This window comes from Streptomyces corchorusii (assembly GCF_001514055.1).
GTDB classification, from domain to species: Bacteria; Actinomycetota; Actinomycetes; order Streptomycetales; family Streptomycetaceae; genus Streptomyces; species Streptomyces olivaceoviridis.
Genome location: NZ_KQ948353.1, coordinates 604,154 through 618,972, shown reverse-complemented (window position 1 = coordinate 618,972; position 14,819 = coordinate 604,154). Strand labels below are relative to the sequence as shown.

The 14,819-nt window shown below is 72.0% G+C and carries 9 protein-coding genes; 8 read left to right on the top strand and 1 reads right to left on the bottom strand.

Annotated elements, in window-relative coordinates:
* Nucleotides 1-5: 5 nt before the first annotated feature.
* The gene (locus AQJ11_RS09795) at nt 6-1,280 is read right to left on the bottom strand and encodes an ABC transporter substrate-binding protein (protein ID WP_059262646.1); all 1,275 of its coding nucleotides are present in this window, start codon (nt 1,278-1,280) and stop codon (nt 6-8) included.
* 279 nt (nt 1,281-1,559) lie between these two features.
* Between AQJ11_RS09795 and yicI the strand changes: the two genes are divergently transcribed.
* The 8 genes from yicI to AQJ11_RS09755 all read left to right on the top strand — a co-directional run bounded on the left by yicI (nt 1,560) and on the right by AQJ11_RS09755 (nt 14,558).
* On the top strand, nt 1,560-3,830 hold the full coding sequence (yicI, locus tag AQJ11_RS09790) for an alpha-xylosidase (RefSeq protein WP_059262644.1): 2,271 nt from the start codon (nt 1,560-1,562) through the stop codon (nt 3,828-3,830).
* Nucleotides 3,831-3,923: 93 nt separating this feature from the next.
* Nucleotides 3,924-5,006 (top strand): PDDEXK family nuclease, encoded by a 1,083-nt coding sequence (locus AQJ11_RS09785; RefSeq protein WP_244218172.1) that lies wholly within the window; start codon nt 3,924-3,926, stop codon nt 5,004-5,006.
* A 315-nt stretch (nt 5,007-5,321) separates the two neighbouring features.
* Nucleotides 5,322-6,596: a hypothetical protein gene (locus tag AQJ11_RS09780; protein ID WP_014676551.1), complete on the top strand. Its 1,275-nt coding sequence runs from the start codon at nt 5,322-5,324 to the stop codon at nt 6,594-6,596.
* A gap of 24 nt (nt 6,597-6,620) precedes the next feature.
* A complete protein-coding gene (locus AQJ11_RS09775; protein ID WP_059262642.1) occupies nt 6,621-8,060 on the top strand; it encodes a Dyp-type peroxidase in 1,440 nt (479 codons plus the stop codon).
* Complete coding sequence (locus tag AQJ11_RS09770) at nt 8,057-9,220, top strand: catalase family protein (protein ID WP_059262640.1); 1,164 nt, start codon at nt 8,057-8,059, stop codon at nt 9,218-9,220. Before AQJ11_RS09775 ends, AQJ11_RS09770 begins: the two co-directional genes overlap by 4 nt.
* A gap of 109 nt (nt 9,221-9,329) precedes the next feature.
* Nucleotides 9,330-9,719, top strand: coding sequence for a hypothetical protein (locus AQJ11_RS09765; RefSeq protein ID WP_014676554.1), 390 nt, complete (start codon nt 9,330-9,332; stop codon nt 9,717-9,719).
* 55 nt (nt 9,720-9,774) lie between these two features.
* Nucleotides 9,775-11,589, top strand: coding sequence for a peroxidase family protein (locus tag AQJ11_RS09760; protein WP_059262639.1), 1,815 nt, complete (start codon nt 9,775-9,777; stop codon nt 11,587-11,589).
* Nucleotides 11,586-14,558, top strand: a complete 2,973-nt coding sequence (locus tag AQJ11_RS09755) for a patatin-like phospholipase domain-containing protein (RefSeq protein ID WP_059262637.1) — start codon at nt 11,586-11,588, stop codon at nt 14,556-14,558. The genes AQJ11_RS09760 and AQJ11_RS09755 overlap by 4 nt, the downstream gene beginning before the upstream one ends.
* Nucleotides 14,559-14,819 lie beyond the last annotated feature (261 nt).

Genomic DNA, 14,819 nt, shown 5'->3' with positions numbered 1-14,819 from the left:
TTACCTCAGTTCCCGCTCGTGGCCCGCTGCTGGGCGCGCTTCAGGGCGGCCTCGCTGGACTGGCCGGTCAGTGCGGACTGGAAGGCGCTCTGGAGGGCGAGCGACACACTCGGCCAGCCGGCGCCGAGCTTGGCGGTCCGGGACCGGGCGGCGGCCACCTGGTCGGCGAGCGCGTCCAGCTCGGGCACCCGTGTGCGCCACACGGCGGCGGCCTTGGCGTTCGCCGGGACCATCCAGCTGTTGAGCGCGTAGGTCAGCTGCTCCTTCCGGCTCGCCAGACAGGCGACGATCTCCCCCGCCCGCTTCTCCCGCGCGGTGTCACCGGTGTTGGGCACGGTGAGCACGGCACCGCCGAGCGGGCCGACGGAGGGCGCGCCCGCCCGGGGGACCGGGATCTTGGCGATGCCCCAGTGCAGCGACTTCTTCGTGTTGAGCGTCTCGACCTGCCAGGGGCCGTTGATCATCATCGCCGCGTTGCCGGCCATGAACTGGTCGTTGACGTCCGCCTGCGTCCAGCTCACCGTCGACTTCGACAGCGAGCCGTCCGCCAGCAGGGCCTTCCAGTAGTCGAGCGCCCCGACGACCTGCGGGCCGTCCAGCCTGGTCTCGTCACCGCCGTTGGACCACATGAACGGCGTGAACTGGAAGACGCCGTCCTCCGCGCCGCCCGCGCTGAGCGCCAGTCCGTACCGCTTGCCCCCGGTGAGCTTCTTCGCGGCCTTGCGCAGCTCGTCCCACGTGGTGGGGACCTTCACCCCGGCCTGGTCGAGGATGTCCTTGTTGTAGAACAGCGCCAGGGTGTTCACCGACCGGGCCGCGCCGTAGTAGGTCCCCTTGTAGGAGCCGAAGTTCACGATGCCCCGGGGGATGTCCCGGGTGCTCAGGCCAAGCGTCTTGAGGTCGACCAGGCCGCCCGCCTCGGCGAACGTCGGCATCTCCGAGGCGTCGAACTGGACGATGTCGGGCAGCGACTTCGACGACGCCATGCGCAGCGCCTTCGTCATTACCTGCGCGGCCGGGACGCTCTGCTGCTCGATAGTGACGCCGAGCTGCTTGCCGCAGCGGGCCATCGCCTCGGCGTCCCAGCGGTGGTAGGTCTCGTCGGTCGACGAGTTCATCACGGTGTAGACGTCGCCGTCACGCTGCTGACCGCATCCGGTCAGGGCCGCCCCGGCGACCAGGACCGACACGGCGGTGAGTGGTGCCACGGTCCTGCGGGGGCGCCCCCGGCGCCTGGCGACCGGGGACCTCTCAGGAATGCGATTGAAGCGCTTCGACATGCTGCGGCCCTTGCTGTCGTGTGCCCGGCTTCGTCGCCGGGGCTTTTGTTTGGCCTGATGACTAATACGTCAATCCCGGGTGTCACGCTAGACCCCCAGGCGTGTTCATCCGGGCACGCAGCGAAGTGGCACTCGATAACTCGGCTACAAACTTGCAGGTCACAGTGGCTTTAGCTGGCTGAAGCAGGCGGGACGACGATTTCTTCTGTGTACGATCAACCCGCCGGACGACAGCCTCCGCCGTCCCCACCGAACAGCCCCGCTCCCCCGAGGAAGACCATGAAGTTCACCAACGGGTTCTGGCGCATCCGCGACGGTGTCCAGGTCGCGTACGCCACCGAGGCGCGCGACGTGCGCGTCGAATCGAAGCGCTTCACCGCCTATGCCTCCGTGCAGAAGGTGACGCGCAGAGGGGACACGCTCAACGCGCCGCTCCTCACCGTCGACTGCTTCTCACCCGCCGAGGGCGTCATCGGCGTGCGGGTCACCCACCACGCCGGCAAGCGCCGCCCCGGGCCGGACTTCGCCCTGGCGGCCGAGCCCGGCGGTGCCGGCGAGGTCCGCCGGGACGGCGCCGTCACCGAGCTGACCAGCGGCCCGCTGACCGTGCGCCTGGACCGGGCCGCCCCGTGGTCGCTGACCTTCCACGACGCGGACGGGCGGGAGCTGACCCGGGCGGGCCGCAAGGGCACCGCCTTCGCCACCACCGACGACGGCGCCCACCACGTCCTCACCCAGCTCGCGCTCGGCGTCGGCGAGCAGGTCTACGGCCTCGGCGAGCGCTTCACGCCGTTCGTGAAGAACGGCCAGGTGGTCGACATCTGGCAGGCCGACGGCGGCACCAGCAGCGAGCAGGCCTACAAGAACATCCCCTTCTACCTGTCCTCACGCGGCTACGGCGTCTTCGTCAACCACCCCGGCGCGGTCTCCTTCGAGGTCGGCTCCGAGGCCGTCGGGCAGGTGCAGTTCAGCGTCGAGGACCAGACGCTGGAGTACTACGTCGTCGCGGGCCCCACCCCGAAGGACGTCCTCACCCGCTACACCGCGCTCACCGGCCGCCCGGCCCTGCCGCCCGCCTGGTCCTTCGGCCTGTGGCTGACCACGTCCTTCACCACGGACTACGACGAGCAGACGGTGACGTCGTTCGTGGACGGCATGGCCGAGCGCGGCATCCCGCTGTCCGTCTTCCACTTCGACTGCTTCTGGATGCGCGAGTACCAGTGGTGCGACTTCGAGTGGGACCCCGAGGTCTTCCCCGATCCCGAGGGCATGCTCGCCCGGCTGAAGGCCAAGGGCCTGAAGGTCAGCGCCTGGATCAACCCGTACATCGCGCAGAAGTCCCCGCTGTTCGAGGAGGCCGCCGCGCTCGGGCACCTGGTGCGCCGGCCGGACGGTGACGTGTGGCAGTGGGACCTGTGGCAGGCCGGCATGGGACTGGTCGACTTCACCAGCCCCGACGCCCGCGCCTGGTTCCAGTCCAAGCTGAAGCCGCTGCTGGACCAGGGCGTGGACTGCTTCAAGACGGACTTCGGCGAGCGCATTCCCACCGATGTCGTCTGGCACGACGGCTCCGACCCGGAGCGGATGCACAACTACTACACCCACCTGTACAACCAGACCGTGTTCGAACTCCTCGAAAAGGAGCGCGGACAGGGCGAGGCCGTGCTCTTCGCCCGCTCCGCGACGGCGGGCGGTCAGCAGTACCCCGTGCACTGGGGCGGCGACTGCTGGTCGTCCTTCGAGGCCATGTCCGAGTCGCTCCGGGGCGGCCTGTCCCTGTCGCTGAGCGGCTTCGGGTTCTGGAGCCACGACATCGGAGGCTTCGAGGGCACGCCCGACCCGGCGGTCTTCAAGCGCTGGCTGGCCTTCGGCCTGCTGTCCTCCCACAGCCGGCTGCACGGATCGTCGTCCTACCGGGTGCCGTGGGCGTTCGGCGAGGAGGCCGTCGACGTCGCCCGGCGGTTCACCCTGCTCAAGCACCGCCTCATGCCCTACCTGTACGGCGCCTCCGTCGAGGCCCACCGCACCGGCGTCCCCGTGATGCGGCCCATGGTCCTGGAGTTCCCGCACGACCCCGCCTGCCGCCCCCTCGACCGCCAGTACATGCTGGGCGCCGACCTCCTGGTCGCCCCGGTGTTCAGCGAGGACGGCGAGGTGGAGGTCTACCTCCCCGAGGGCACCTGGACCCACCTCCTCAGCGGCGAGCGGGTCACCGGCCCGGCGTGGCGCACCGAACGGCACGGCTACGACAGCCTCCCGCTCTACGTCCGCGAGGGCGCCGTACTGCCGCTGGCCACCGACGACCAGCGCCCCGACGGCGACTGGCTCGACGACCCGGTCCTGCTGGTCCACCCGCCGGCCGCGGCGACGTACACCCGCCAGGTCGCCGTCCCCGACCTGACGGGTGCGCCGGCCGCGGTGTTCCACGTCCGCCGGGAGGGCGACCTGCTGCGCGTCACCGCGGAGGGCACCGACCGCCCCTTCACCGTGCGCGTCGCCGGCCGAGCGAGCGCCGGGGGCACGGGAGAGGTGACCGTCCCGCTGCACTGACCGCGGAGCCCCGCGAGGTCCACGGCGGCGGTGACCGGAGTCCCGGCCACCGCCGCCGCCCCGGGTGTCAGTGGCCGCGGCTACAGTCCGGGCATGGTTCAAGAGAGGGTCCTGCGAGGGTACTTACTGGAAGAGGTCGTCGCCTGGCTCCTGCGGTCGAGCGGGTACGAGTTGCTCTCCGCGGCGGACGACAAGGAGACGAACCCCGTACACCGCGTCCTCGAACAACGGCCCAGCGGGCTGGCCGTGCGCGGCCGGGGCGCCTGGCACCAGGCGGACGCGCTCGGGGAGTTCCGGTACGTACCGCCGTTCTCGCTGCCGGTCCGGCTCTTCGTGGAGGCCAAGTTCACCGGCAGGAACGTCAAGCTGCCGACGGTGCGCAACGGCCACGGAGTGGTGCACGACGTCAACGAGAACGTGGTCACGTCGGTCCACGGCACCGACCCGAGCCGGCCCCGGCCGCGCTACCACTACAGCTACGCCGTCTTCTCCACCGCCGGCTTCAGCCGGGACGCCCAGGAGTACGCGCTCGCCCACCAGATCTCGCTGGTCGACCTGTCCATGCCCGACTTCGCGGAGCTGCGGGACCTGGTGGCGACGCAGGCCCAGCGCGTCCACCAGGCGCTCGACGCGCTCCCCCCGGCGGCCCGGCCACGGGTGTACGGGGTGCGCAGCCACCTCCGCCGGCGGCTCCTCCAAGTCGCCGGCGACAACGGCTACTTCCTCTACGGCGACGAGACGCCCGCCCTGCCCCCGGACGTCGCCCGGCCGCTGGACGAGATCGCCGAGCGCCTGACGAGCCGGCGGACGCCGGGGCTGGTGCTCGCCTTCCCCTCGGCCCCCTTCGTCCTCGGCCTGGCCTCCGAGAACCTCCACGCCTTCGTCGACCACGCCCGCCGGCACCCCACCCACACCGTGCACCTGCGCAGGCTCCCGCGGACCGCGTCCCATCCGGTGTGGCAGATCCGCCCCGCCGGGGACCCCGATGCCTACGCCATGACGTTCAGCCTGCCCGAGCAGGTCGAATCATGGATCCGGGCGCAGGAGGAGACCGTCAACGACCGTGCCCGCTGGATCAAGCGCCATGTGCTGTCGACCATGACGGTGTACTGGCTGGACGGCGATCACACCCTCACCTTCCAACTGCGGTACACCCCGGCCGCACTGCGCGGGTGACCGGCGGACGGGCGCGGTGGCCGGTGCACTTCCAGGGCCCGGGGACGCGTGCCACCGACTCGTGGCCACCCCCCTCCGCCGTGTGGGCCGAACCATGCCGGGCGGACCTGCCCCTCATACCCATGCGGGCGCGCGCAAGGTCCGTCGCATCGCGGGGCCGTCGGGATGCCGGGGACGGGCGGGCGGAAATAGGATGGTTCGTAGCACGTGATCCCGTGCACCGTCGCTCGGTCGAGGTGCGAAGTCCTTGATCCCGGCCTGACGTTCCGCGACGCGCGGACCCGAGGTCCTGAGCGGAGGCGGAGGTGCTTGAAGATGCCGTACCAGACGGCCGTCACCGTCCAGGCCGCCCTGCCCCCGGACCGGGTCGCCGAGGTGCGGGAACTGCTGCACGAGGCCGGCCGGAAGAGCGCGGCCGGTGGGTTGTTCCCCTTCGCCGAGATACCGGGCGTTCACTTCGCACGCGTCGTCCTCGTCCCCGAGGGACCCGGCGGCGCCACGGCGGACATGCCCCCCAGCGTCGTGTACATGAGCGAGGTGGACGGGCCCGTCGAAGCGCACCTCGCCGCTCTCGTCCGCACGGCGGGCGACGGCCTGGACCGGGTGTTCGGGCACTGCGCCGGATACCCGGCAGCCGGCTCCCCGGATGCCGCGCGGATCGACTGGCTGCGTGCCCACGAGGTGCCCTGCGCCGCCTTCTACGTCAACACCGTCGGCAGGGGACGGCAGCAGATCGAGCAGGAGGCCCTGCTGCGCGAGGTCATCGAGGAATTCCTCGACCGGAACGGACCGGCCCTGGCCGGCAGGAGCCCCGTGGAGATCAGGGCCGCCGTCCAGGACTACGTCGGCGGCCGAGAGGACCTGGCCTGGGCCCGCACCGGGCCCGCGCCGCCCCCGCTCGGCCGGCGCATCCGCCGGGCCGCCCACCTGGTCGGGGTTCCGCTGGCCGCCGTGGGGCTGCTGCCGCTGCTCGTGAGCGCCCTGCCGGCCTGGGTCGTCCTGCTCAGGCTGCACGAACGCCGCGATGTCCCCGACCACGCCCGTCCGAGCCACGACCGCATCCGCGAACTCGCGGCCTGCGAGGACTTCGTGGCGCAGAACCCGTTCACCGCCGTCGGCTCCGTCAAGACCGGCCCGTTCCGGCGGATCACGCTCACCGCCGTCCTGTTCGTCGTGGACTACGGCGTCCGCCACGTCTTCGACCGGGGGAACCTCGCCGGGGTCAAGACGATCCACTTCGCGCGCTGGCTGTTCATCGACGGGAAGCGGCGGGTGATCTTCGCCAGCAACTACGACGGCAGCCTGGAAAGCTACATGGACGACTTCATCGACAAGGTGGCCTGGGGGCTCAACGCCGTCTTCAGCAACGGCCGCGGCTATCCGCGGGTGCGCTGGCTCGTGCTGGACGGGGCCAAGGACGAGCAGGCCTTCAAGAACTACCTGCGGTGCCACCAGGTGCCGACGCAGGTCTGGTACTCCGCGTACGACACGTCGACCGCGCACGACCTCGACACCAACGCCCGCATCCGGGCCGGCCTCTTCGGGGACCTCGGCCCCGCCGAGACGGAGGCCTGGCTCGCCCTGTTCTGAAGGGCCCGAAGGAAGGGTGACACCATGGCGACGCCACTGGAACTCGACGACATCCAGGGCCTGGTCACCCGCGGCTACCGCACCCTGACGTCGGCCTCGTTCCTGGTGCTCGCCACCGCCGGGCCGGCGGCCACCGCCCGTGCCGCGCTGGGCCGGCTGGCGCCCCGCGTGACGAACGGCCTCTCCGATCCCCCGGACACCGCCGTCAACGTGGCCCTCACCGCGGACGGCCTGCGACGCCTGGGACGGGAGACCCCCGAACTGGACGGATTCCCGTACGAGTTCGTCGTCGGCATGACCGATCCCGATCGCAGCCGCTTCCTCGGGGACGTCGGGGAGAACGCCCCCCGGCACTGGCGATGGGGCGGCCCGGCCGGCCCGCCGGTGCACGTCCTGGTGATGCTCTACGCGCGCGACGGGCAACGGCTGCGACAACTGGAGGCCGAGACACGCCGGGAGGTCCTGGTCCCCGGCGCCTTCACCGAGACCGCGCGGCTGGGCACCGCCGAGCTGACCGACCGCGAGCCCTTCGGCTTCCGCGACGGCATCTCCCAGCCCCTCATCGAGGGGCTGCCCAAGGCCGCGCTCGCGGCCAGTGCGGCCGGTGACGGGGGCATGGGCGGTGAACAGGTCGTCAAGGCCGGGGAGTTCGTCCTCGGCTACCTGAACGAGTACGGGCTGCTGACGGACCGCCCGCTGCTGCCGCCCCGCCACGACCCCCTCGGCGTGCTGCCCCGCGCCCCGGAGGGCGGCGCGGACTTCGGGCGCAACGGCAGCTACCTGGTCTTCCGGCAGCTCCGCCAGGACGTCGAGGCCTTCCGGGAGTACCTCGACGCGGAGACACGCCGCCCCGACGGCAGCAGCGACCCCGCCGCACAGGAGGCGCTCGCCGCGCGCATGGTGGGACGCTGGCCCGGCGGCGCCCCGCTGGTCCGGGCGCCCGAGCACGACGACCCCGCGCTGGCCACGGACAACGGCTTCGGCTACCACGCCACGGACCCGGCCGGTCTGCGCTGTCCGCTCGGCGCCCACATCCGCCGGGCCAACCCCCGCGACTCCCTCGACCCCCGCCCCGGTACCGCCGATTCGGTCGCCGTCGGACGCCGCCACCGGCTGCTCCGCCGCGGCCGGCCCTACGGCCCCGACGGCACGGGAGACGGCCCGGACGCACACGGACTGCACTTCCTCGCACTGAACGCCAACATCTCCCGCCAGTTCGAGTTCATCCAGCACACCTGGCTCGACAACCCGAACTTCAACGGACTCCACGACGGCCCCGACCCGCTCGTCGCGCCGCGCCAGGAACGCCGCGCGACCTTCACCGAGCAGGGCAGGCCCTTCCGCACCCGCCACGTCGGCCTTCCGCAGTTCGTCACCGTGCAGGGCGGCGCCTACTTCTTCCTGCCGGGCCTGAAGGCGCTGCGCTACCTCTGCACGGCCGTGCCCGAGGGCGGGCGGCAGTGAACGCCGGGCAGCGGCTCAACGACGCGGTCCTGGGGTGCGTCCTGCTGGAGCGGCGCATCGACCCCTACGTGCGCCCGCTGTTCGACCGGACCCTGCTGCGTCCCCTCCAGGCCGCCGTGCAGTGGTGCGTCAACGCACGCCGCCGGGACGAGCACCTGGGCCTCGCCGAAGAGCGGGCCATGCCGGGCGAGGCGGCGGTCGCCGAGGCCATCGCACAGCAGATGGCCCGCTTCGTCCGGCGCCAGTACCGGCCGGGGGAGGCCCAACGGGCCGGCAACACCAAGACGTACGGGGTCGTCCACGCGGACTTCACCGTCCGCGACGACCTGCCCGCACGGCTGCGGCACGGCGTGTTCCGGACCCCCGCCACCTACCGCGCCTGGGCCCGCTTCGCCGGTCCCGGCCCCCTCGCGCCGCCCGACATCAAGGACAACGGGATCCTCAGCATCGGCGTCAAACTCCTCGGCGTCGAGGGCGAGAAGCTGCTCGACGACGAGCGGTGGACCCAGGACTTCACCGGCATCAGCGCGCCGACCTTCACCACGCCCGACGTCGTCGAGAACCTCAGGCTCCAACGGCACGTCTTCGCGGGAACCCCGGTCCTGTACTTCCTCGACCCCTCCCACCCGCACCTCTGCGACATGATCATGCAGGGGCTGTACGCCAAGACCCAGACCAGCCCGCTGGAGGCCCGGTACTGGAGCTGCGCACCGTATCTCCTCGGGGAGGGACAGGCCATGCAGTACTCCTTCGTGCCCCGCGAGACCACCCGCAGCCGGGTGCCCCGGCACCCGCCCGACGACTACCTGCGCCAGGGCCTGGCCGCCGCACTGCGGGAACGCGACGTCTCCTTCGACTTCCTCGTCCAGGTGCAGACGGACGCCCACCGGATGCCCGTCGAGAACGCGTCCGTGGTGTGGCCCGAACGCCTCTCGCCGTTCGTGCCGGTGGCCACCCTGCGCCTGCTCCGGCAGGAGTGCGATCCGGCGGACCAGTTCGCCCGTGCCGACCGGCTGTCGTTCAACCCCTGGCACGCCCTGCCCGAGCACCGGCCGCTGGGCAACCAGAACCGTGCCCGCCGCACGATCTACCTGCGCCTCGCACGGCTCAGACAGACCATGAACGGCACACCGCACCAGGAGCCCGGAGAGGAGGAATGACGGGGCGGCGACCGCCCGCGGCCCCGACGCGCGTATCAGGACCGCTTCCCATATCGTGGGAACGAGGGCGTGAACATCCCCTGGATGCACGCCTGGAAGGGACGCTGAGATGGACGTGCGGACAGCCGCGCGCCGTTCTCTGGCCGTCATCCGACTGGTGAACGGTGCGGCGGCGCTGCTGGCCCCGCGGGTGATGGCCCGCCGTCTGGGCGCGGACCCCGGACAGCCCGCCCTGGTCTACGTGCTTCGTATGTTCGGAGTGCGCACCGTGGTCATCGGCGCCCAACTGCTCTGCCCCGCGGACGCGGACGAACGCGGCCGGCAACTGCGCACCGGCACGCTCATCCACGCGAGCGACGCCCTCGCCGCCGCCCGCGCCGGCCGCGAGGGCCTGCTTCCGCGCCGCATGGCCGCCGCGGCCACGGCGATCTCGACGGTCAACGTCGCCCTGACACTCGTCGCCCGGGGGCGGCCGGGCCGGCTGCCGGACGTCCGCTGACGCCGCAGCCGCCGCGCCGGCCCTCCCGGGACGGGACGCCGGAAGGAATCCCCTCATGAGCACAGCACCACAAGGCCGGGCCCCGTGGTTCGTACAGCTGCACGACCGGCTGGCGGTCGCCGTCGACCAGAGAGTCGGCTGGCAGCGCCTGCCCAAGCCCCTCGCCCTGCTGACCCTCGTCGGCCTGCGGGACAACCTGCGCCGCAAGAACCTCTTCGACACCGGCTCCTACCCGTCGCGCGACCTGCCGGAGGTCGGCCCCCCGAACGTGCAGAACCTCACCTCCCGCACGGCCGACGGGACCTACAACGACCTGGCCGACCCCCGCATGGGCATGGCCCGTTCGCGCTTCGGCCGCAACGTGCCGCCGGACCGGGCATGTCCCGAACCCGAGCCGGGCCTTCTCTCCCCGAGCCCGCGCGAGGTGAGCCGGGCCCTGCTGACCCGGCACGCGTTCGTCCCGGCGGAGTCCGTCAACGCCCTGGTGGCCGCCTGGCTCCAGTTCATGGTCAGGGACTGGGTCAGTCACGGGCAGGGCACCATGGACCGCCCCTGGTCCATCGACCTGTCCGACGACGACCCGTGGCCCACACCACCGATGCTCGTCCCGCGGACCATCCCGGACCCCACCCGCCCCGACGGGAACGACGGTCTGCCGCCGACCTTCCTCAACGAGAACTCGCCCTGGTGGGACGCGTCCCAGCTGTACGGGAACAACCTCGCCGAGCAGCGGTCGCTGCGCACCGGCCAAGGCGGCAGGCTCCGGGTCCCCGACGGCCCGCTGTTCCCGGACGACCCGGACAAGGACCCGGCGGCAGTACCCGGCTTCTGGGTGGGACTGGCCATGATGCACCTGGTCTTCCTGCTCGAACACAACGCGATCTGCGACGCGTTGCACGACGCCTACCCGACGTGGTCCGACGAGGAGCTCTTCCAGCGGGCACGGCTGGTCAACGCCGCGCTCCTCGCCAAGATCCACACCGTGGAATGGACGCCCGCGGTCCTCAGCCACCCGACGACCGTCACCGCGTTGCACACCAACTGGTACGGCCTGCTGGGCGAGCGCCTGCACCGGCTGCTCGGCCGTCTCGGCAGCGGCGAGCTGCTCAGCGGCATCGTGGGCGGGCGCACGGACCACTTCGGCGTCCCGTACTCGCTCACGGAGGAGTTCGTCGCCGTCTACCGTATGCACCCCCTCATCCCGGACGACTGGAGCTTCCGGTCGGCCGCCGACGACTCGCTCCTCCAGGAGGCCGGCTTCCGGGAACTGACGGGGTGGCACGCGTACGACATCCTCGGCAAGCACACCCTGACCGACCTGCTCTATTCCTTCGGCACCTCACACCCGGGCCTGGTCACCCTGCACAACTACCCGCGGTCCCTCCAGGAGTTCCAGCGGCCCGACGGCAAGCTCATGGACCTCGGGGCCGTCGACATCCTGCGGTCGCGCGAGGTGGGTGTGCCCCGCTACAACGAGTTCCGGCGCCAGTTCCACCTCCGCCCCGCCAAGGACTTCCACACCCTCACGGACAACCCCGTCTGGGCCGAGGAACTGCGCCGGGTCTACGACGGGGACATCGAGCGCGTCGACCTCTCGGTGGGCCTGTTCGCCGAACCCCGCCCCAAGGGCTTCGCGTTCAGTGACACGGCCTTCCGCGTCTTCGTCCTGATGGCCTCCCGCCGCCTCAACAGCGACCGGTTCCTCACCAGGGACTACACACCGCAGGTGTACACCCCGACCGGCCTGGACTGGATCGAGAACAACACCATGACCAGCGTGCTGCTACGGCACTTCCCGGGGCTGCGGGGGTCGCTGCGGTCGGTGGACAACGCCTTCGCCCCGTGGACCGTGGCCGGGAGCCCGCAGTGAGACATGACCCGGACGACGCGAAGCGCGGCCTGTCACGCGTGCTCGGCGGCGTCCTGGCCGTCGTGGCCCTCGCCGTCTTCGGCGCGGGACTCTGGATCCGCCAGCGCGCCCCCGCCGTCGACGACATCGGGCTGCAACTGGCCGGCGGCGCGCGTGCGGCGCACACCCTCGTCGGCAACCGGACGGCCGACTTCCGTACGGCACTGACGGCCGACTTCGTCCTCATAGGGACGTCCACCGCCGGCACGGTCCTCGCGTTCTGGCTGAGCGACCGCACCATCGCGGTGCGCATGAGACACCGCTGCCTGATCGTGTACGGCATCGGCGCGGCCGTCGCCGCGTGTGTGTGCGCCGTGACCGAGAAGCTGCTGCTTCTCCACGGACTGAGCGGCGCGGACTGGGTGTTCGCGTGGGCGGCGGGCTTCGCGACGGTCAAGTGGCTGCTGGTCGTCCTCACCGTGCCGGTCGCCGCGGTCCTGGTCGGGATCATCCTCAAACGAGCCGTGTTCCACGGCTGTGCCCGGCGCAGGTACGAAAGGGAGCGCGCACGCCGCAGGACATGCGCGTGCGGGAACGGGCACCGGGGCGGCACGACCGACTCCGGCCCCGAGGGGCCCGAGGTCGTCGCGCCCTGGCCCGTGATGGCGTGGGGCCGGACGCGCTGGCCCGGTACGGCACGCGGTGACCCTCCGCGATCCAGGGAGGCGCGCTGGGAGAACGGCAGCCGGGTGCCACCCGGCCGGGAACAGGGCGCGCTCGGCTTCTGCGTCTCGGGCGGCGGCATCCGCTCGGCCTGCGTCACCCTGGGCGCGCTCCAGGCCCTGCGCCCCCAGCTGCGCCGGGCGCGCTACCTGGTGTCGGTCTCCGGAGGCGGCTACACCGCGGGTGCCCTGCAACTGGCGCTGGCCGGGCCGGACGGGTGCCGCGGGGAGGACCGGAACCGGGTTCGTACCCCTGACGTGTACATGCCCGGCACGCCGGAAGAGGACCACACCCGCCGGCACTCCAAGTACGTCGCGGAAGGCACCGGCCAGTGGCTGGCCGCCATCGGGGCCGTCCTGCGGGGCCTGCTGGCCTCCCTGGGGCTGCTCACCGCGACCGTGCTGGTCCTGGGGCTCGCCCTGAGCTGGGGCTACCACCTCGTTCCGCTGGCCGACCCGGACCGGCTCCCGGGCTTCCGGAGACCCGCGCTGTGGGCCGTCCTGGCCCTGCTGTGCTGCGCGGCGGTGTTGTGGTTCCTGTGGCTGGTGTCCTTGTTCCTCGCCAGACAGCTCCTGTCGAGCGTGTTGAAGAGGGCCTTCCTCACCTTCGTGGTGGCGGGCCTGCTGCTGGCCGTCGTGGTGGTCGTCCTGCCCGCCCTGGAGTGGGTGACGGTGCGGCTGTGGACGCTCCATGCCCCGGCGACCGCGGTGAGCGGCGGAGTCGTGGGACTGCTCACCTACCTGACCGTGCTGGCCGGCACCACATGGCGGCGCATCGAGTCCACCGAGCACGCCGTCGAGTCCGCCAAGCGCGCGCGACTGGTGCGCGCCATGCCCGCCGTCGGCAAGTACCTGCTGGTATGGGTGGTTCTCGTCGCGCTGGCAGCGGCCTACCTGCTCGTTCTGGGCGGGACGATCCACGTCGGACGGACATGGCCCGTGGCGGTCCAGATCGGCCTCCCCGTCGTCCTCTGCGCGGTCGCGCTGAGCCTCGACCAGACGTGGACGAGTCTCCACCCCTTCTACCGCGCCCGGCTCGCCTCCGCCTTCGCCGTCCGCCGCGAGACCGAGACGGGCGGTGAACAATTGGCCGTCCCCTACGACTTCGACGAGCCGACGCCGCTCTCCTGCTACGGCAGGCGGCATCCCGGCTTCCCCCAGGTCGTCTTCGCGGCGGCGGCCAACCTGTCCGGCGACGACCGCACACCGCCGGGGCGGCACGCGGTGTCGTTCACCCTCTCATGCGACTACGTCGGCGGTCCGGACGTCGGGTACGCCCGGACGGACGTCCTGTGGGACCGCACCGGACCGGTCATCCGCAAGGACCTGACCGTCGAGTCAGCCGTCGCCGTCTCCGGTGCCGCCTTCGCCTCGGCGATGGGACGCCAGGCGCGCGCGTTCCAGACGCTGTTCGCGCTCTCCAACGCCCGGCTGGGCACCTGGCTCCCCAACCCCGGTGTCCTCGACGCCCTGTGGGACGAGCGCGCCGACTGGGCGCTGCCTCCGATGCCCGGCATCCGCCGCCTGCCGTACCTGCTGCGGGAAGTGTCCGGCCGCTACCCGTTGGACGACCGGATGCTGCTGGTCACGGACGGCGGGCACTACGAGAACCTCGGCCTGGTCGAACTGCTCCGGCACGGCGTCGCCACCGCCGTGTGCGTGGACGCCAGCGGGGGCTCCGGGGCCTTCGCCCCCGCTCTGGCCGAGGCCATCGCCCTGGCCCGGGAGGAGCTCGGGGTCGAGATCAGGATCGCGCGCGAGGACTGGCGCAAGCTCGTCCCCGGCAGCGCGCCTCCCCTCACTGCGCAGCCGCCCCCGCCCACCGAGCCCACCCCACCGGCTCAGCCGGCCCCACCGGCCCCGCCGAACCCACTGGCCGCCCTCGACCTCCGGCTCTCGGCCGACGCGGTGCTCGTGGGCGAGATCGTCTACCCGCGGCCACTGGTGGACGAACACGGTCGAAGGCTGGGGACGCGGGGACGGCTGATCGTCGCCCGGGCCACGCTGACCCCCGACATGCCGTACGCACTCCTCGCATACGCCCAGGCCAACCCGGCATTTCCGCACGACGGGACCAGCGACCAGTGGTTCGACAGCCGGCGCTTCGACGCCTACCAGGCACTCGGCCACTGGATCGGCGAGCGGGTCGCGCACCTGCTCCCGGCGGAGAGCTGCGTACCCCGGACCGGATGGCGGGGTGACGGAAGTCCGCGCGCCGGGCGGCAGGAACCGGCACGTGGCGGCAGGGCGGGCGGAAGGGTGCTCTGAGGGAGGAGCGGTACTCGGCCCACGGTGGTGACTGTTGCCGGTGAGTTGTCCCGGCTTCGGATGACTGACGTCTCGGCCACCGGAGCGAGGGAGCGCGTCCGGGCTTCCGTGTCGTGGACGGGTGTGGACAGCATCAGTTCGCCGCCGGACTCCGGACGCGACGGGCCGAGCGGAGTCGTACGTCGGTGAGGAGCTGTCGAGGAGCTGTCCTCCGCCGGGTGGCAGGTCGAGCGGCAACCGTTCGACCTGCGCTGGACGGTG